Genomic DNA, 17,858 nt, shown 5'->3' on the forward strand with positions numbered 1-17,858 from the left:
GGGCCGAAGCGACCCGGGCCGAACAGACCGAAGACCGGTCCGGGATCAGCCCAGGTCGGGGGCGTGCATGGCGCGAACACCCTCGATGTTGCCGTCGAGGTAGTGACGCAGGGACAGCGGGACGAGATGCACGGCGGCGATGCCGACCCGGCTGAAGGGCACGCGGACGATCTCGTACTCGCCGGCGGGCTCGTCGACTTCGGGGCCGTGCCGCTGGCTGGGGTCCATGGACTCGAGGTGGCAGACGAAGAAGTGCTGCACCTTCACTCCGGTCACCCCACCGTCGGCGATGTGCTCGACGGTGTCGACGAAGCAGGGCACCACATCGGTGATCTTCGCGCCGAGTTCCTCGTGGAGCTCTCGGTGGAGGGCGTCGACGACGGTGGCGTCCGAAGGCTCCACTCCCCCGCCGGGGGTGAGCCAGTACGGATCGACGCCGGGCTTGGTGCGCTTGATGAGGATCAGGTCGCCACCGTCGAGCAGGATCGCGCGGGCGGTGCGTTTGACCACGGGTCGTTCGGTCATGGGAGAAGAGTGGCCCAGACGGCGGTGTCTGAAACGCGTGTCGGCGAAACGCGCCGCACACCGGAAGCGGAGGCTCACCAGTGGGCGGCGGCGCGCAGCAGCCGGTCGTGCGCACGGGCGAGGTGGGCGAGGGCGAGACTGCCGGTCCGTACGACGAGGAACCAGGTGCGCAGCGGCGGTACGGGTGGCTCCAGCAGGGCGACGATCTGCCCGCGGTCGAGGGCGTCCTGGCACAGATACCGAGGCAGGACGGCGAGTCCGGCTCCGGCCCGGACGCACTCCAGTACGGCCCGGAGGTCGGGGGCGACGACGGTGGCGGCATCGGGCCGGGTGCCGGGCCGGGTCTCGAAGACCGCGGCCCAGTAGCGGGCGACGAGCGGCAGCGTCTCGTGGACCTCGACGAGCGGAATGCCGTCGAGGGCGACCGGGCCGGCCTCGCGCAGCCGGTCCGGATCGATGAGGGCGGCCCAGTAGGGCGCGGCGACCAGCACGTGCTCCTCGTCGCACAGGGCGGTCGCGCTGAAGAGCCCGCCGCGCGGGCGGGCGGTGGTCACGACGAGGTCGTGGTGGCCGGCGGCGAGCCCGTCGAGGGTCTCCTCGGCTCCGGCCTGGAGCACGGTGCGCAGGGTGTGGCCCTGGCCGACGAGCGGTGCGAGGGCGGGCAGGACGCGCACGCACAGGAACTCGGGCGGACCGGCGAGGTGCAGGGTGCGTAACGCGCCGGCGGCTTCGCGTTCCGCCTCGGTTATCCGCAGCAGGGCGTCAAGGTGGGGAGCGGCCTTGTGGGCGAGTTCGTCGCCGACGGCGGTGGGGGTCACCCCGCGGGCCCTGCGGTGGAACAGGGGTCGGCCCAGTTGGCGTTCGAGGGTGCGGATCTGCGAGGTGACGGCGGGCTGCGACAGCCCGAGGAGCGCGGCGGCCCGGGTGAACGAGCCCGCCCGGTGCACGGCGACGAAGGTGCGCAACAGGGCCAGGTCCATGAAGGCCCCTCTCGGTGGGGGCCTTCAACTATAAATATGCCGATAGGCCCCTGTCGTTACCGTGATTGGACTCTGACGCTGAGTCAACTAGCCTTGTGCGCGTGGTTCTTCGCGCGCGGAACCCGGAGCGGTCCGAGCCACTAGGGGGGAGGCTCGGACCGCTCTCGTTCCGGCTGCTCAGACGCCCGTGCCCGCCGAGTCGAGGGCCCGCAGCACGTCCGCGACCAGGTCATCGGTGTCCTCGGCCCCTGCGGACAGCCGGATGAACCCCTCCGGCACGGGATCACCGCCCCACCGTCCGCGCCGCTCCGCGGTGGACCGTACGCCGCCGAAGCTGGTGGCGTCTTCCACCAGGCGCAGGGCGGCCATGAACCGTTCGGCGTGCGCGCGGTCCGGCAGGGTGAAGGAGACGACGGAGCCGAACCCCCGCATCTGCCGGGCGGCCGTCTTGTGCGACGGGTCCGCGGGCAGCCCGGGGTAGCGCAGCCCGGTGACGTCCGTACGGGCTGCCAGCGCCTCGGCGACGGCCAGCGCGTTGGCCCACTGGCGCTGGGCACGCAGTTGGATGGTGGCCAGGGAGCGGTGGGCTAGCCAGGCCTCCATCGGGCCCGGGATCGCGCCGACGATCTTGCGCCAGCGCCGGACGGTGGCGGCGAGTTCCGGGTCGCGGCAGACGACGTAGCCCAGCAGGAGGTCGCCGTGGCCGGTGAGCCCCTTGGTGCCGCTGGCGACGGAGAAGTCCGCGCCCAGTTCCAGGGGCCGCTGTCCGAGCGGGGTGGCGAGGGTGTTGTCGACGGCGACGAGGGTGCCGCCCGTATGGGCGGCCTCGACCAGGCGGCGGATGTCGCACACGTCGAGTCCGGGATTGGAGGGGGTCTCGATCCACAGCAGCCGGGCTCCGTCGAGAACGGCGAGCTGCGCGTCGTCGCCGGTCGGGGCGGTGCGGACGTGGATCCCGTACGCCTCCAGCTGCTCGCGGACCAGTGGCAGTGCCTGGTAGCCGTCGTCGGGCAGGACGACGGTGTCGCCGGTGCGGGCCTGGGAGAGCAGGACGGCGGAGACCGCGGCCATGCCGGAGGCGAAGACGACGGTGTCCACGCCGTCCTGGCCGGGTGCTTCGAGTTCCCCGATGGCCCGCTCCAGCAGGGTCCAGGTGGGGTTGGTGTCGCGGCCGTACGTGTACGGGCCCGCCACATCGCCGGGGAGGTGGAAGTGGGCGGCGAAGACGGGTCCGGGCAGGGGCGGTTCGTTCTTGACGGGCTCGGGCAGCCCGGCGCGCACGGCCCGGGTGCCGTCGCCGATCCCGTCCGCAGCGGCTCCGGCCGCCGCTCCTGCTCCTGCTCCGGCCGCCGTCGGTTCGTCGGCGTGGTCGGTCATGCGGTGTGCTCCTTCACTGCCTCGCGTACGGCGTCCAACAGGCCCTCGCTCGCCGCCTCGACGAGTTCCAGGCACTGCTCGAATCCGTCGAGGGAGCCGTAGTAGGGATCCGGTACGTCGGTCTCCGCGGACGTCGCCGCCGGGTCGTAGGAACGCAGCAGCCGTACCTTGGCGGCGTCCTCGGGAGTGGGTGCGAGCGTCCGCAGGTCATGCAGGTGACCGGCGTCGAGCGCGATGACGAGGTCGAGGCCGGCGAACCAGGAGGCCCGGAACCGCCGGGCCCGGTGGCTCTGCTCGTACCCGGCGGCCTCCAGGACGGTGACGGTGCGCGGATCCGCGCCGTCCCCCTCGTGCCAGCCGCCGGTGCCGGCGCTGTCCACCTCGACCAGGGCGTCGAGCCCGGCCTCGGCGACGCGGGCGCGGAAGACGGACTCGGCCATGGGGGAACGGCAGATGTTGCCCGTGCAGACGAAGCAGACGCGGTACATGGCGGTCAGCTCAGTCCTTGTCGGGCAGGGCCATGTTCACGGCCCAGGAGACGACGGAGATGATCAGGCCGCCGATCAGCGCGGTCCAGAAATTGTCGACGTGGAAGCTCAGGTCGAGCTGCTTGGACAGCCAGGAGGTCAGCATCAGCATCAGGGCGTTCACGACGAGGGTGAACAGTCCGAGGGTGAGGACGAACAACGGCAGTGACAGGAGCTTCACCACGGGCTTGACGATGAGGTTGACCAGGCCGAAGACCAGCGCGACGAGGATCAGTGAAAGGGTCCGGTGGCCCAGGGAACTGTTGTCGTCGAGCGTGATGCCGGCGAGCAGCCAGATGGCGACGGCCAGGGCCGCCGCGTTCGCAAGCGTCTTGACTACGAAATTTGTCATGTGTCTGATCGTGGCAGAGAAGATCCCGGTGGGACATCAGCAGATCAGCGGATGCCAGGGAACGTGAGAGAGCAAGGGGCACAACGACGATGAAGGCCTTCCGGCTGGACGAGCTCGAGGCGGAGCGGCTCGCGAACGACGGCGCCTATCTGCAGTTCCTGCGCGAGCGGAACATGTCGGTCGGGTTGTACGCCCTCAACGCCGGCCAGAGCGACCCGCAGCAGCCGCACCGCCAGGACGAGGTGTACTTCGTGGTGAGCGGCCGGGCTTCGGTCACGGTCGGGGAGGAGACGACGACGGTGGCGCGCGGCAGCGTCGTCTACGTGCCCGCCGGGGTGGTGCACAAGTTCCACCACATCACCGAGGACCTGCGCGTATTGGTGGTGTTCTCCCCGCCGGAGGCCTAGCCTGGCGCGCCCCGACCAGGGTCGGACCCCCTGATTCCCCTAGGGGGCGGATCAGGGGAGTCCGGGGGCTCGCGGGCCCCCGGGAGGTTGGGCGGCCTCCTAGCATCGAGAGCAGGAAGTCACGGCTCAGGAAGCTCAGGAAGAGGTTGAGGACATGGACGGCATCCGAGAGACATTCGCAGGCATGCCCTGGTGGGTTAAGTGGGTCGCGATCCCGCTTCTGGTGCTCTTCGTCTTCGGCGGTGTCATCACGAGCATCCTCGGCGCCCTGATCTCGTTCGTCTTCAAGCTGCTGCTCTTCGTCGGCCTCGTCGGCGGCCTGGTCTTCATCGTGAAGAAGTTCACCGGCAGCGGTACGAAGTCCTCTTCCCGCGACTGGTAGGTCTCCGGACCCCGGGTCAATCCCGGGGATTAACCCGGGCGGGGGAACGTGAGGTGGCAAACCGCCCACACCGCGGGAATCGGCGGATAGAGTGGCAATCTGTGCCGTTCCCTGGGTATCGGACGCCGGTTGTGCCGCCCTGACCTGCGGTTTTCTCCAGAGCTGGCCGAGTGCGACCCCCAGGAGTCGCGGCGCGTGCGGGGGCGGCCCCCGCAGGGCGGGCCCTCCCCAGGCCCGCCGCCACGCCTGGGGGTGAGCTTTGTCTTCGGTTCACAATGCCGGTGTGCCGACGCTGATCGGTTCGGTGCAGCGCGCGTTGAGGCTGCTCGAAGCAGCGGGTTCCCATAGCGAGGGAGCTCCGGCGAAACAACTGGCGCGCGAGGCCGGGCTCCCGCTCCCTACCGCGTACCACCTGCTGCGCACCCTCACCCACGAGGGCTATCTGCGGCGCGAGAGCGGCGTGTTCGTGCTCGGTGCCGCCGCCGGGCGGCTGGCGGGCGGCGGGCTGCAGCAGAAACGTCGCAGCATGATCGTCGACTCCCTCGCGCACTTCCGCGACGCGGTCGGGGCCCCCGTCTACTTCGCGGTGTTCCGTGAGGGTGAGATCGAGCTCGTGGGTGTTTCGGACACCCCGGCCAGCCCCGCCGTCGAGGAGTGGGCCGATTTCCGCGCGACCGGCCATGCGCACGCCATCGGACAGTGCCTGCTGGCCCAGCTCGACGAGAAGACGCGCAGGGACTACTACGAGCGGCACCCGGTCGAGGCCGTCACCCAGTACACCGTCCGGGATCAGAGCGCCCTCGAACACCGCATCGGCTCCCTCGGACGCATGGAGCCGGTTACGGAGCGTCAGGAGTACGCGCTGGGCACGGTCTGTGCAGCCATCCCCATTACCGCGGGCGATACCGCCGCAACCATGGCGATTTCCCTCCCTTTGCACCAGGAGAAACGGTTGCTGTATGTGGTCGATCGACTACGGAGTGAAGTAGGCGCGCTGTTGAGTACCCTCTCGTTCTCTATCAGTATCTGAAAACTCACTCCTTGTGATCTGCATGAGCTTCCACCACCCTTGTCAAGAGGGCCCTGGGGGTTCATTCCTGGCCACTTCCACTACAGCGGGGTAGTCCATGCGCGAGTCGGTACAGGCAGAGGTCATGATGAGCTTCCTCGTTTCCGAGGAGCTCTCCTTCCGGATCCCGGTGGAACTCCGGTACGACACCCGTGACCCCTACGCAGTGCGCCTGACGTTCCACCTCCCCGGAGACGCCCCCGTGACCTGGGCATTCGGACGGGAGCTGCTCCTCGACGGCATCAACAAGCCGTGCGGCGACGGTGATGTGCACATCGCCCCCACCGATCCCGAGGACCTGTCCGACGTCCACATCCGGCTCCAGGTCGGCTGTGACCGGGCCCTGTTCCGCGCCGGCGCGGCGCCGCTCGTCGCGTTCCTCGACCGTACCGACCGGCTTGTTCCGCTCGGTCAGGAGCGCAACCTCGGCGACTTCGAGGACAACCTCGACGAAGCGCTGGACAGGATCCTTGCCGAGTCGCGCCAGAACGAGCAGAACGCGGGCTGAGCGGACCGTACACGCCGAGCGGACCGTACGCGCCGAGCCGCCCCGGGCCCCCGAGCCACCCGGGTCGCTCAGCGCTTGCGCCGCCGTCCCCGGCCTCCGCGGACCGGCCCCGAGGCCGCCGCTCCGGCCGGGGATCCCGGCCGGTCGGCAGAAACCACCAGCGCGGCCAGCGCCGTTGTCACCGGAACCGAGGCCACCAGGCCGATCGACCCGACGAGGGTCCGTACGATCTCCTCCGCGACCAGCTCGCTGTTGGCCACCGAACCCATGCTGCTGTTCGCGATCGAGAACAGCAGCAGAAGCGGAAGCGCCGCGCCCGCGTAGGCCAGGACCAGGGTGTTGACCACCGAAGCGATGTGGTCGCGACCGATCCGGATGGCCGCACGGTACAAGGAGCGGGACCCCATCGACGGGTCGGCCTGATGGAGTTCCCAGACTGCCGAGGTCTGGGTGACCGTCACGTCGTCCAGCACACCCAGGGATCCGATGATGATGCCCGCGAGCAGCAGGCCACTCATGTCGATCTCCGGGTAGAGCCCGTGGATCAGCCCGGTGTTGTCGTCGGTGTTGCCGCTGAGGAACGCCCAGTCGACGAACACCGAGCCCAGCAGCCCGATCAGCAGCAGCGAGACGAGCGTTCCCAGCACGGCGACGGAGGTACGGGCGCTCAGTCCGTGGCACATGTAGAGCGCGATGAGCATGATGGCGCTGGCGCCGACGACTGCGACGACCAGTGGGTTCGAGCCCTGGAGGATCGCCGGCAGGATGAAGAGGGTCAGCACGCCGAAGCTGACGACCAGCGCGATCAGCGCGAACAGGCCGCGCATCCGGCCGACGACGACCACCGCCACCGCGAAGATCGCGGCCAGCACCGCCAGGGGCAGCTTGCGGTTCACGTCGACCACGGAGTACTGGAGATCCCGTGGCGCGTCCGGCGCGTACGCGACGACCACCTCCTGGCCGTCTTCCAACTGCCGTGGTGCGCCCGGCTGGACGATCTCGAAGAACGTGCGGCCCTTGTCGGGTCCGGTGGTGACCTCGATGGTGGCCTTCTTGCACTCGCCGGTCTGCGCGGCCTTGGCCTCGCGCCCCTCCGGGGTGGAGACACTGCCGGTGGCCGGCACCTGCGAGGCGTTCACGGATTTGCAGTCGACCTGCTCGAGCGCGGTGACGAGGCCCTGCTGGGTCTGCCGGTCGAAGCCCACCCCGGAGCGCTCGTGGGCGGGCGCGCCGCCCGGCCAGAGCACCACCATGCCGACGAAGACGGCGACGGCGAACGGGATCAGGACCGCCGCGATGACCTTGCGCAGGTGCTTCGAGACGGGGGCCGCCGGTCCGTGGCCGTGGGAATGGCCGTGGGAGTGGCCCGGGGCCGGGCTCTGGTCCGGGCTCGGGTCCGGGCTCTGGGCATGCCCGTGGTCATGCCCGTGGCCCACGTGTGCGTGGTCGCTGTGACCCGTGGGCTCGGTGGGCTGGGTGGGAGGCTGCGGCGAGGACGTCACCGGCAGATCATCGCAAGAGTTGAGGGGGCCCACTGTTCAGCACGCCACAGATGACGCTAGCGTGGGGGCACCTTTGCACAACGCGGGAGCTCGGAGCACCGGGCTGAGAGGGCGCTGATCACCGTACGCGCAGCACACATGCGTACGGGAAGAGGCTGCGTCGACCGCCGAACCTGTTACCGGGTAATGCCGGCGTAGGGAGATCAGGTCTCATGACCATTCATGACGCACGCACGCCTGCCGTCAGCGAGGACGGCGACGGCCGGACCGAGCGCCAGCCGGGCTGGCACAAGGGCTACGTGGCGGGCTCCCGCCCCGACATCCGGGTGCCGGTCCGCCAGGTCCACCTCACCAACGGCAAGGACGTGACGCTCTACGACACGTCCGGGCCGTACACCGACCCGCAGATCGAAACCGACGTACGGCGCGGCCTGCCGCCGCTGCGCGAGAACTGGATCATCGGCCGCGGCGACACCGAGGAGTACGCGGGCCGCCCCGTGCGCCCCGAGGACGACGGCATCAAGCACACGTCGCCGCGCGGTGGCCTCAAGAACCTCGACGCGGTCTTTCCTGGCCGCCCGCGCCAGCCCCGCCGGGGCCGTGGCGGCGCCGCCGTCACGCAGCTCGCGTACGCCCGCCGCGGTGAGATCACACCGGAGATGGAGTACGTCGCGATCCGCGAGAACGTCTCCCCCGAGGTCGTCCGCGAGGAGATCGCCGCCGGCCGCGCGGTGCTTCCCGCGAACGTGAACCACCCGGAGATCGAGCCGATGATCATCGGCAAGCGGTTCCTGGTGAAGGTCAACGCCAACATCGGCAACTCCGCCGTCACCTCCTCCATCGAGGAGGAGGTCGACAAGATGACCTGGGCGACCAAGTGGGGCGCCGACACGGTCATGGACCTTTCGACCGGTCGCAACATCCACACCACGCGCGAGTGGGTGCTGCGCAACTCCCCGGTCCCGATCGGCACCGTGCCGCTGTACCAGGCGCTGGAGAAGGTCGACGGCCGCGCCGAGGACCTGACCTGGGAGATCTACAAGGACACGGTCATCGAGCAGGCCGAGCAGGGCGTCGACTACATGACGGTCCACGCCGGCGTGCTGCTGCCGTACGTGCCGCTGACCGCCCGCCGCAAGACCGGCATCGTTTCCCGCGGCGGCTCGATCATGGCCGCGTGGTGCCTTGCGCACCACAAGGAGAACTTCCTCTACACGAACTTCGAGGAGCTCTGCGAGATCCTCGCGACGTACGACGTCACCTACTCGCTGGGCGACGGCCTGCGCCCCGGCTCCATCGCGGACGCCAACGACGCGGCGCAGTTCGCTGAGCTGAAGACGCTGGGCGAGCTGAACACGATCGCCAAGCGGCACAACGTGCAGACCATGATCGAGGGCCCGGGCCACGTCCCGATGCACAAGATCAAGGAGAACATCGACCTCCAGCAGGAGATCTGCGAGGAGGCGCCGTTCTACACGCTCGGCCCGCTGACCACGGACGTCGCCCCGGCGTACGACCACATCACCTCCGGCATCGGCGCCGCGATGATCGCCTGGTGGGGCACCGCGATGCTCTGCTACGTCACGCCGAAGGAGCACCTGGGCCTGCCCAACCGCGACGACGTGAAGACGGGCGTCATCACGTACAAGATCGCTGCGCATGCGGCGGACCTGGCCAAGGGCCACCCGGGCGCCCAGGAGTGGGACGACGCCCTGTCGGACGCTCGGTTCGAGTTCCGCTGGGAGGACCAGTTCAACCTGGCCCTCGACCCGGACACCGCCCGCGAGTTCCACGACGAGACGCTCCCGGCCGAGCCGGCCAAGACCGCGCACTTCTGCTCCATGTGCGGTCCGAAGTTCTGCTCGATGAAGATCTCCCAGGACATCCGTCGTGAGCACGGTGGTGACCTGAAGGCCGATGAGATCGAGGCGGGCATGGCGGAGAAGTCCGCCGAGTTCGCGGCGAGCGGCAACCGGGTGTACCTCCCGCTGGCCGACTGACCCGCTCGTGGCGGCCGGCGCTGCTCTGGGGAGGATGAGGGGGCTTCCCAGGGCAGTGTCCCGGCGCGACGCGATGTTTCACGTGAAACAGGGACGGACGGCCCGCTGCGGGCCGGGCCGCGGCGTTACTGCGTGCCGCCGTCCGGGCTGCTGAAGTCCGGGCTGGTGAAGTCCGGCGGGGTGTAGCCGGGGCGGGGGCCCTGTGAAGGGGACCCCGGGCTGGTGAAGTCGGGCCGGGTGTATCCCAGGTTGGGGATGCGCCCGGCCTTCGGCGTGTGCGGGGACGGATACGCCGGCCCCGCCGGCGCCGCGCTCGGATCGGCCAGCGCGTCCCGCAGGAACGGCAGGATGCCCCGCTCCAGCAGGGCATGCCGCCAGGCCTCGCGGGCCCGCGCGACCTCGTCGGGTATCGCGTCGGCCGGGTCCTCGGCCACCACCTCGGTCGCCCGGTTGCGGACGGCCGTCACCAGCAGCCCGATCACCGCGAACAACAGCGAGACCACGGTCAGCGCGCCGAACAGCCAACCCGCCGTCAGCATCGTTTCGGCGAAGGCGGGTTCGGGTTCGACCGCCTTCAGGATGTAGCCCACGAGCAGGAAGATCAGCATGGCGGTGCCCGCCAGGACCGGTGCCAGCACCGCGACCACGGCACTGACGCCCGCGCCGTCCTCGCCCTCGCCCTGCTGCCCGGCACCCTGGTCCCCGGCCGAACCGGGGGTGGACAGGACCTCGTCGCGCCGCTCTCCGCGGATCTTCACGTAGTGGTCGTACTCGGCCGCGGCCGCGGCCGTCAGCAGCGCGCTGGCCCCGATGGCCATCGTGCGCAGCTGTTCGGCGTTCAGGCGCTCACCGAGGGCGGCGAGCTCGGGCCGTTCGTGCGCGGTGCGCAGCGCCTCGTCGAGGAGCCGATCGAACTCGGGTCGGTCTTCGGTCAGCAGGTGCGGAGCGCTGTTCATGTGCATCCCCCGATGCTCCGTGGGGACCGGTTTGCCCGCGTAGACCCGGGCGCCGGCACAAACGGAGGAGAGCCTGCTACGGATAGGGCGATGGTAGAGCGCCCATGCCACGCCGTGACAGGGGGTTTCCTGAAATTACCCCCGTTCTGATAACCCTCAGTCGTTCAACGGGAGTTGCACGACCAGCAGTTTGCCCGCCATCGTGACTCCGCCGTCCATCGCGATGGCGAGTCCCTCCGCGTACACGTGCGGGCCGTTCACGGCCTCCGGTCCGCGCGACTCGTCGCCGTCCTCGGTGCCCACCTCGCCCAGCAGGTACGGGATCGGGCTGTGTCCGTGCACGACGCGGCCGCCGCCGTAGGTGTCGAGGAGCTCGCGTACGGCCTGGGGGCCGGTCTCCTCGTCACGGAAGGCGAACCGCTTGGTGAACTTGCGGAACAGGTCCCAGGTGATGTCGGCGTCGTTGCGGTTGAGCAGCTCGTGGATCGTGTCGTTGACGTCCTCGATGGAGTCGCCGTAGTCGAGGTACGCGGTGGTGTCGGAGTGGAGCAGCAGGTGCCCGTCCTCCAGCACGGCCGCGTCCAGCCGCTGCATCCACTGCAGGTGTACGTCCTCCAGGCGCTCCATGTCGGTGCGCTGGCCGCCGTTGAGGAGCCAGGCGGCCTGGAAGGTGGCGGTGCCCGCGCCCGAGGCGACGGGGGTGTCGCCGAACCGCTTGGCGCCGATGAGCAGCAGCTCGTGGTTGCCCATGAGGGCCTTGCAGTAGCCGCCCGCGGCGGCGGCCTCGGCGGACAGCCGCATGACGAGGTCGATGACGCCGATGCCGTCGGGGCCGCGGTCGGTGAAGTCGCCGAGGAACCAGAGGCGGGCGTTGCCGGCCGACCAGCGGCGGTCGGCGTCGATGAGGCCCTGGGCCTGGAGTTCGTGGACGAGCTCGTCCAGATAGCCGTGCACGTCGCCGACCACGTACAGCGGTCCGGGGCCGGCGGCCGGGGACTCCTGGGGAACGTAGTGGACCTGGACGGTGTCGCCCGGCCCGCCGCGGCCGATGATCGGCAGGTCGCGGTGGGTGGGGGTGTAGCCCTCGTCGAGATCGTCCCCGTCGGCCGGGGCCGGTCCGCCCGCGGCGGGGTCCTGTCCCAGGGGCGGCTGCGGGGGCACGGAGGGCTGCGGGGGCACGGGCGGGTGAGGGGGCACGGGAGCGCCCTCCCCGTAGTACGCGGGGTACTCGCCGTACACCGGGGCCTCTTCGGGAAGCGCGCCGGGCACGCCGTACGGGACGGGCTCGGTGACCGGAACTCGGAAGTCCCGCAGCGTCTCCGTCCGCATCGCGGGTCCCTGACCGGCCCCCTGAGTCATCGACCCCTCCACCACCGTCGCGCTGCCGTACACCTGCGGACCCTCCTGGCCTCCTGAGCGGAGGGTCCGTGATGTCGTGCGCCCATCATAGGAATGCGGCTCGCGCTCTGTGACGCACCAGGGGTGGTGAATCCTGGGCGGAACCAGTAGTTCCTGCCACTTTCTCCCGAAATAGGTGTTGCGGAAATCCCCGGCGGGGCCGTCGGCCCCGCCGGTATCGCGCCGTGGCGGTCAGTCCTGGGCCGGAGAACGGGGCGGGCTGACGGTCGTACGGGGCTGCCTGCGCTGCGAGGAGGTACGGACGATCAGCTCGGTCGGGACCACCTGTTCGACCGGGCGGCCGGTGTCGACCCCCTCGATGGCGTCGATCAGCAGCTGTACGACGGCGGTGCCGATGCGGCGCGGTTTGAGGGAGAGCGTGGTGATGGGCGGCTCGGTGTTGGCGTACACGGTGGACTCGCTGCAGCAGACGAGCAGCAGGTCCTCGGGGACGCGCAGGCCGTAGCGCCGGGCGGCGGCCAGCAGATCGGTCCCGTTGGGGTCGAAGAGCCCGTAGACGGCGTCGGGCCGGTCGGGCCGGGCGAGCAGCCGGTCCGCGGCGACGGCGCCCGCGCACGGGTCGTGGGCGGGGTAGGACTCGTAGACGGGGTCCTGGCCGACGCGCTCGCACCAGTTGAGGTAGGCAGTCGTGGACAGCCGGGTGTAGGTGTCCGTGGTGGTGCCGGTCAGGAGCCCGATCCGGCGCGCGCCGGCGGCGGCGAGGTGGTCGAGCAGGTTGAGTACGGCGGCCTCGTGGTCGTTGTCGACCCAGGCGGTGACGGGGAGGGAGCCGGCCGGGCGGCCGTCGGAGACGACGGGGAGGCCTTGGCGGACCAGTTCGCTGACGACGGGATCGTGGTCGGAGGGGTCGATGACGACGGTGCCGTCGAGGGCCACGTTGGACCACACGTCGTGTCGGGAGGTGGCGGGGAGGATGACGAGGGCGTAGCCGCGGGCGAGCGCGGCGGAGGTGGCGGCCCTGGCCATCTCGGCGAAGTACGCGAATTCGGTGAAGGTGAAAGGTTCATCCCCGTACGTGGTCACGGTCAGGCCGATGAGGCCCGACTTGCCGGTACGGAGGGTGCGGGCCGCGGCGGAGGGCCGGTAGCCCAGCCGATCGGCGACCTCGCGAACGTGGCGGCGGGTGGCGTCCGGCAGCCGCCCCTTGCCATTGAGCGCGTCGGAGACGGTCGTGATCGAGACGCCCGCCGCGGCGGCCACGTCCCTGATGCCGGCCCGGCCCTGTCGGCCGGCGGCCCGCCGGGTGGTCTCGGTCCGGCTCACCTGATGCTTCCCTGCTGCTGTCATGGCGAGCCGATAGTAGGGCTCGTCGGGGTGGGTGGTCCGGGTGCATATGCACGCGTTGACAGGCACGATTCTGCATGGTTCGCCACCCCCAATGACCTTGGAATTGAAGGAATTTGAGCGCGGAGAGTGAGTGGGGCGTTTGTCGGCGGGTACGAGCATGCCAAAGCGGTGTGGTCTCGGGACGGTCTCAACTCACCTGTACGAGGGATGCGCGCCACGGCGTGGGCCACCGGCGTGCGCATATATGCGTGCGCTCCCCCGCAATCCTGGCGCCACCCATTTTCGGGAGAGCGGAATCCTCATAAGGTGAGCAGTATTGAGTCGACGGCGACGTCGTACGGGATGGTCGAGGAGGACCTGCGGTGAGCGAGAAGAGCCCGAAGCTGCGCGCCGAGCTGGACGGCATTCCCACCTACAAGCCCGGGAAGCCCGCTGCCGCGGGCGGGCCCGTCGCGTACAAGCTGTCCTCGAACGAGAACCCGTACCCGCCGCTGTCCGGGGTGCTGGAGACCGCGGTGGCGGCGGCCGGACAGTTCAACCGCTACCCCGACATGGCCTGCACGGGCCTGGTGAACGAGCTCGCCGAGCGCTTCGGGGTGCCGGTCGAGCACATCGCCACCGGCACGGGCTCCGTGGGTGTGGCCCAGTCGCTGATCCAGTCGACAGCCGGCCCGGGCGACGAGGTCATCTACGCCTGGCGGTCCTTCGAGGCTTACCCGATCATCACGCAGATCTCGGGTGCGAAGTCCGTGCAGGTCCCGCTGACCGACGGGGACGTGCACGACCTCGACGCGATGTTCGACGCGATCACCGAGCGGACCCGGCTGATCTTCGTCTGCAACCCCAACAACCCCACCGGCACCGCGGTGCGCCGTGCCGAGCTGGAGCGGTTCCTGGACCGGGTCCCCTCGGACATCCTGGTGGTGCTGGACGAGGCCTACCGCGAGTTCGTCCGCGACATCGAGGTGCCGGACGGCATCGAGCTCTACCGCAGCCGCCCGAACGTCTGCGTGCTGCGTACATTCTCCAAGGCGTACGGGCTGGCCGGCCTGCGCGTGGGCTTCGCGGTGGCGCACGAGCCGGTGGCGGCGGCGCTGCGCAAGACGGCGGTGCCGTTCGGTGTCAGCCAGCTCGCGCAGGACGCGGCGGTCGCCTCGCTGCGCGCCGAGGACGAGCTGATGGGCCGGGTCGGGGCGCTGGTGGGCGAGCGGGCCCGGGTCCACAAGACGCTGCTCGGCCAGGGCTGGACCGTGGTGCCGGACACGCAGGCGAACTTCGTGTGGATGCGCCTGGGGGAGCGGACCGCCGAGTTCGCGGCGGCCTGCGAGAAGGCCGGTGTGGTGGTCCGGCCCTTCGCGGGCGAGGGCCTGCGGGTCACGATCGGTGAACCCGAGGCGAACGACATCTTCCTGCACACGGCGGAGGCGTTCTTCAAGGAGATGTAGTTCTCGGGGGACTGCGCGAGCTCTGAGCGGCTACGCGAGTTCCACGCGGATCGGGTCGCCGTCGCGGACGGTGGACAGCAGGCGGGGGTCGCCCTCGAACGAGCCGAGCACATTGCACGGGCTCGCCAGGCGGCTCTCGCCTCCGCGCGAGATGGGCGTGGGGCCGTAGGGCAGCGCGAGTGCGTCGCCCTCGGTCCAGAATGCGACCGTGCCCGGGTCGACGACCTGCCGGGCGTCGTGTTCCAGCGCCACGGAGACGCCGGTGTCGAAGTAGACCTCCTCGCCCCAGGTATTGGCGGAGGCGGAGATCGGAAGGGCCTCGGCCAGCGCCTTGCTGGTCGGGGTCTCGTCAAGGGTTGCCGTGAGCTGGCCCGCGGGCCAGGAGATACGAATCCTCATGGGCGGCATTCAACAATCTGTTGAATGTATTGGCTAGGGGGACCCCCGCCTGAAACGCGCTGAAGCCGGTACGACATAATGCTTGTGAATGTGAACGCGTTCACAAGCGTGTCCTACTTCATCCCGTATGGGTGGGGCATGCCAGGCAAACTGCGGCAGTGACCACGGCGCACCGAAGGAGACGACGACGTGGACGTAGCTTTGGCGCCAGAGACGTTGGCGAGATGGCAGTTCGGCATCACCACCGTCTACCACTTCCTCTTCGTCCCGCTGACGATCTCGCTCGCCGCGCTCACGGCAGGCCTTCAGACCGCCTGGGTGCGTTCGGGGAAAGAGAAGTACCTCAGGGCCACCAAGTTCTGGGGCAAGCTTTTCTTGATCAATATCGCCATGGGTGTCGTCACCGGCATCGTGCAGGAGTTCCAGTTCGGCATGAACTGGTCCGACTACTCGCGCTTCGTCGGTGACATCTTCGGGGCGCCGCTGGCCTTCGAGGCGCTCATCGCCTTCTTCTTCGAGTCGACCTTCATCGGCCTGTGGATCTTCGGCTGGGACAAGCTGCCGAAGAAGATCCACCTGGCCTGCATCTGGATGGTCTCGATCGGCACCATCCTCTCCGCGTACTTCATCCTCGCGGCCAATTCCTGGATGCAGCACCCGGTCGGCTATCGGATCAACGAGGAGCGGGGCCGGGCCGAGCTCACTGATTTCTGGCTGGTCCTCACCCAGAACACCGCGCTGACCCAGTTCTTCCACACCATCACGGCGGCCTTCCTGGTCGGCGGCGCCTTCATGGTCGGCATCTCCGCCTTCCACCTGGCACGCAAGAGGCACATCCCCGTGATGCGGACCTCGCTGCGGCTCGGCCTGATCACGCTGATCATCGCCGGCATGGGCACCGCCATCAGCGGCGACCTGCTCGGCAAGGTGATGTTCAAGCAGCAGCCGATGAAGATGGCCGCCGCGGAGGCGCTCTGGGACGGCGAGGCACCCGCGCCCTTCTCCGTCTTCGCCTACGGAGACGTAGAAAAGGGCCACAACAAGGTCGCAATAGAGATCCCCGGCCTGCTGTCCTTCCTGGCCAACGACGACTTCACCTCCTTCGTCCCCGGCATCAACGACGTCAACAAGGCCGAACAGGAGAAGTTCGGGCCCGGCGACTACCGGCCCAACATCCCGGTCGCCTACTGGGGTTTCCGTTGGATGATCGGCTTCGGCATGGCCTCCCTCGGCGTCGGCGTACTGGGTCTCTGGCTCACCCGGAAGAAGTTCATGCTGCCTCCGGGGCTGCGCACCGGCGAGGACGAGGTCCCGCACCTGGTCCTCTTCAAGAAGGCGCTGAGCCCCCGGTTCACCACCTGGTACTGGATCGTCGCCCTCTGGACCATGGGCTTCCCGCTCATCGCCAACTCCTGGGGCTGGATCTTCACCGAGATGGGCCGCCAGCCCTGGGTGGTCTACGGAGTCCTGCGCACCCGCGACGCGGTCTCGCCCCACGTGTCCCAGGGCGAGGTGCTCACCTCGATGATCGGCTTCACGCTCCTGTACGCCGTGCTCGCGGTGATCGAAGTCCGGCTGCTCGTGAAGTACGTGAAGCTCGGTCCGCCCGAGCTGACCGAAGCCGACTTGAACCCGCCCACCAAGATCGGCGGGGACGACAAGAACCCCGACCGGCCGATGGCCTTCTCGTACTGAGGCTGAGGGGACCACACCATGCAACTCCATGACGTCTGGTTCGTGCTCATCGCCGTCCTGTGGACCGGCTACTTCTTCCTGGAGGGCTTCGACTTCGGAGTCGGCGTCCTGACCAAGCTGCTCGCCCGCGACCGCACCGAGAAGCGGGTCCTGATCAACACGATCGGGCCCGTGTGGGACGGCAACGAGGTCTGGCTGCTGACCGCGGGCGGTGCCACCTTCGCCGCCTTCCCCGAGTGGTACGCGACCCTCTTCTCCGGGTTCTACCTGCCGCTCCTGCTCATCCTGGTCTGCCTGATCATCCGCGGTGTCGCCTTCGAGTACCGGCACAAGCGGGACGAGGAGCGGTGGCAGACCAACTGGGAACACGCCATCTTCTGGACCTCGCTGATCCCCGCGTTCCTGTGGGGCGTGGCCTTCGCCAACATCGTGCGCGGAGTGAAGATCGACGAGCACATGGAGTACGTCGGCAGCCTCTTCGACCTGCTCAACGGCTACTCCCTGCTCGGCGGGCTCGTCACCCTCACGCTCTTCACCTTCCACGGAACGGTGTTCACCGCGCTCAAGACGGTCGGGGACATCCGGGAGCGCGCACGCACGCTGGCGACCCGGCTGGGCGTGCTCACCGCCGTACTGGCCCTCGTCTTCCTGATCTGGACGCAGGTCTCGCACGGTGACGGCAAGAGCCTGATCGCCATGGCCGTCGCGGTCCTCGCACTGGTCGGGGCCCTGGGCTTCAACCTGGCGGGCCGCGAGGGCTGGTCGTTCGCCCTGTCCGGGATCACCATCGCGGCCGCCGTCGCGATGCTCTTCCTGACGCTCTTCCCGAACGTGATGCCGTCCTCGCTGAACGAGGCCTGGAACCTGACGGTCACCAATGCCTCGTCCAGCCCGTACACCCTGAAGATCATGACCTGGTGCGCCGGAGTGGCCACGCCGCTCGTCCTGCTCTACCAGGGCTGGACGTACTGGGTGTTCCGCAAGCGGATCGGTACGCAGCACATCGTCGATGCGCACTGATCCCTGAC

18 protein-coding genes and 1 riboswitch are annotated in these 17,858 nt (G+C 69.3%); of the genes, 8 read left to right on the top strand and 10 right to left on the bottom strand.

The genetic code is table 11. From position 1 onward, the window contains the following. Nucleotides 1-45: 45 nt before the first annotated feature. The 5 genes from ADK52_RS00950 to ADK52_RS00970 form a co-directional block, all read right to left on the bottom strand. Nucleotides 46-525, bottom strand: a complete 480-nt coding sequence (locus ADK52_RS00950) for an NUDIX domain-containing protein (protein ID WP_030153230.1) — start codon at nt 523-525, stop codon at nt 46-48. A gap of 74 nt (nt 526-599) precedes the next feature. Further along, nucleotides 600-1,505 carry a LysR family transcriptional regulator gene (locus tag ADK52_RS00955; protein WP_053687866.1) on the bottom strand — a complete coding sequence of 302 codons (906 nt, stop codon included), beginning with the start codon at nt 1,503-1,505 and terminating at the stop codon, nt 600-602. Nucleotides 1,506-1,682: 177 nt separating this feature from the next. After that, on the bottom strand, nt 1,683-2,882 hold the full coding sequence (locus ADK52_RS00960; RefSeq protein ID WP_053687867.1) for a cystathionine gamma-lyase: 1,200 nt from the start codon (nt 2,880-2,882) through the stop codon (nt 1,683-1,685). After that, complete coding sequence (locus ADK52_RS00965; RefSeq protein WP_053687868.1) at nt 2,879-3,370, bottom strand: low molecular weight protein-tyrosine-phosphatase; 492 nt, start codon at nt 3,368-3,370, stop codon at nt 2,879-2,881. The genes ADK52_RS00960 and ADK52_RS00965 overlap by 4 nt, the downstream gene beginning before the upstream one ends. Nucleotides 3,371-3,380: 10 nt before the next feature. Beyond that, nucleotides 3,381-3,761, bottom strand: coding sequence for a phage holin family protein (locus ADK52_RS00970; protein WP_053687869.1), 381 nt, complete (start codon nt 3,759-3,761; stop codon nt 3,381-3,383). 89 nt (nt 3,762-3,850) lie between these two features. Here ADK52_RS00970 and ADK52_RS00975 point away from each other — a divergent pair, with 89 nt between their 5' ends. From ADK52_RS00975 to ADK52_RS00990, 4 genes are all read left to right on the top strand, one after another. Beyond that, nucleotides 3,851-4,168, top strand: a complete 318-nt coding sequence (locus ADK52_RS00975) for a cupin domain-containing protein (RefSeq protein WP_053687870.1) — start codon at nt 3,851-3,853, stop codon at nt 4,166-4,168. 163 nt (nt 4,169-4,331) lie between these two features. Continuing rightward, on the top strand, nt 4,332-4,550 hold the full coding sequence (locus ADK52_RS00980; RefSeq protein WP_053687929.1) for a DUF5326 family protein: 219 nt from the start codon (nt 4,332-4,334) through the stop codon (nt 4,548-4,550). A 292-nt stretch (nt 4,551-4,842) separates the two neighbouring features. Next, the gene (locus tag ADK52_RS00985) at nt 4,843-5,580 is read left to right on the top strand and encodes an IclR family transcriptional regulator (protein ID WP_420714770.1); all 738 of its coding nucleotides are present in this window, start codon (nt 4,843-4,845) and stop codon (nt 5,578-5,580) included. Between the two features lie 97 nt (nt 5,581-5,677). Then, complete coding sequence (locus ADK52_RS00990; RefSeq protein ID WP_030153244.1) at nt 5,678-6,127, top strand: SsgA family sporulation/cell division regulator; 450 nt, start codon at nt 5,678-5,680, stop codon at nt 6,125-6,127. Nucleotides 6,128-6,195: 68 nt separating this feature from the next. Here the strand turns inward: ADK52_RS00990 and ADK52_RS00995 are convergent, their stop codons facing one another. Continuing rightward, entirely contained in the window at nt 6,196-7,662 is a 1,467-nt protein-coding gene (locus ADK52_RS00995; RefSeq protein ID WP_182508617.1) for a YibE/F family protein, read from the bottom strand. A 39-nt stretch (nt 7,663-7,701) separates the two neighbouring features. Next, nucleotides 7,702-7,847: riboswitch (TPP riboswitch) on the top strand. Between ADK52_RS00995 and thiC the strand changes: the two genes are divergently transcribed. Beyond that, nucleotides 7,842-9,629, top strand: a complete 1,788-nt coding sequence (thiC, locus tag ADK52_RS01000; protein ID WP_053687872.1) for a phosphomethylpyrimidine synthase ThiC — start codon at nt 7,842-7,844, stop codon at nt 9,627-9,629. Its footprint overlaps the riboswitch before it by 6 nt. A gap of 125 nt (nt 9,630-9,754) precedes the next feature. Here the strand turns inward: thiC and ADK52_RS01005 are convergent, their stop codons facing one another. The 3 genes from ADK52_RS01005 to ADK52_RS01015 all read right to left on the bottom strand — a co-directional run bounded on the left by ADK52_RS01005 (nt 9,755) and on the right by ADK52_RS01015 (nt 13,291). After that, nucleotides 9,755-10,591, bottom strand: coding sequence for a hypothetical protein (locus tag ADK52_RS01005; RefSeq protein ID WP_182508618.1), 837 nt, complete (start codon nt 10,589-10,591; stop codon nt 9,755-9,757). A gap of 150 nt (nt 10,592-10,741) precedes the next feature. Further along, entirely contained in the window at nt 10,742-11,959 is a 1,218-nt protein-coding gene (locus ADK52_RS01010) for a metallophosphoesterase (protein WP_267887230.1), read from the bottom strand. Between the two features lie 216 nt (nt 11,960-12,175). After that, nucleotides 12,176-13,291, bottom strand: a complete 1,116-nt coding sequence (locus ADK52_RS01015) for a LacI family DNA-binding transcriptional regulator (protein ID WP_053687873.1) — start codon at nt 13,289-13,291, stop codon at nt 12,176-12,178. Between the two features lie 362 nt (nt 13,292-13,653). Between ADK52_RS01015 and hisC the strand changes: the two genes are divergently transcribed. Further along, nucleotides 13,654-14,736 carry a histidinol-phosphate transaminase gene (gene hisC, locus ADK52_RS01020; RefSeq protein WP_053687874.1) on the top strand — a complete coding sequence of 361 codons (1,083 nt, stop codon included), beginning with the start codon at nt 13,654-13,656 and terminating at the stop codon, nt 14,734-14,736. A gap of 30 nt (nt 14,737-14,766) precedes the next feature. On the opposite strand, the gene ADK52_RS01025 is transcribed toward hisC, so the two are convergent. Further along, nucleotides 14,767-15,135: a cyclophilin-like fold protein gene (locus ADK52_RS01025; protein WP_030153256.1), complete on the bottom strand. Its 369-nt coding sequence runs from the start codon at nt 15,133-15,135 to the stop codon at nt 14,767-14,769. A 189-nt stretch (nt 15,136-15,324) separates the two neighbouring features. On the opposite strand from ADK52_RS01025, the gene ADK52_RS01030 reads away from it, so the two are divergent. Then, on the top strand, nt 15,325-16,830 hold the full coding sequence (locus ADK52_RS01030; RefSeq protein WP_053687876.1) for a cytochrome ubiquinol oxidase subunit I: 1,506 nt from the start codon (nt 15,325-15,327) through the stop codon (nt 16,828-16,830). A gap of 18 nt (nt 16,831-16,848) precedes the next feature. Then, a complete protein-coding gene (cydB, locus tag ADK52_RS01035) occupies nt 16,849-17,850 on the top strand; it encodes a cytochrome d ubiquinol oxidase subunit II (RefSeq protein WP_053687877.1) in 1,002 nt (333 codons plus the stop codon). The last annotated feature ends 8 nt before the right edge of the window (nt 17,851-17,858 follow it).

This window comes from Streptomyces sp. WM6372, assembly GCF_001279655.1.
Taxonomy (GTDB): Bacteria; Actinomycetota; Actinomycetes; order Streptomycetales; family Streptomycetaceae; genus Streptomyces.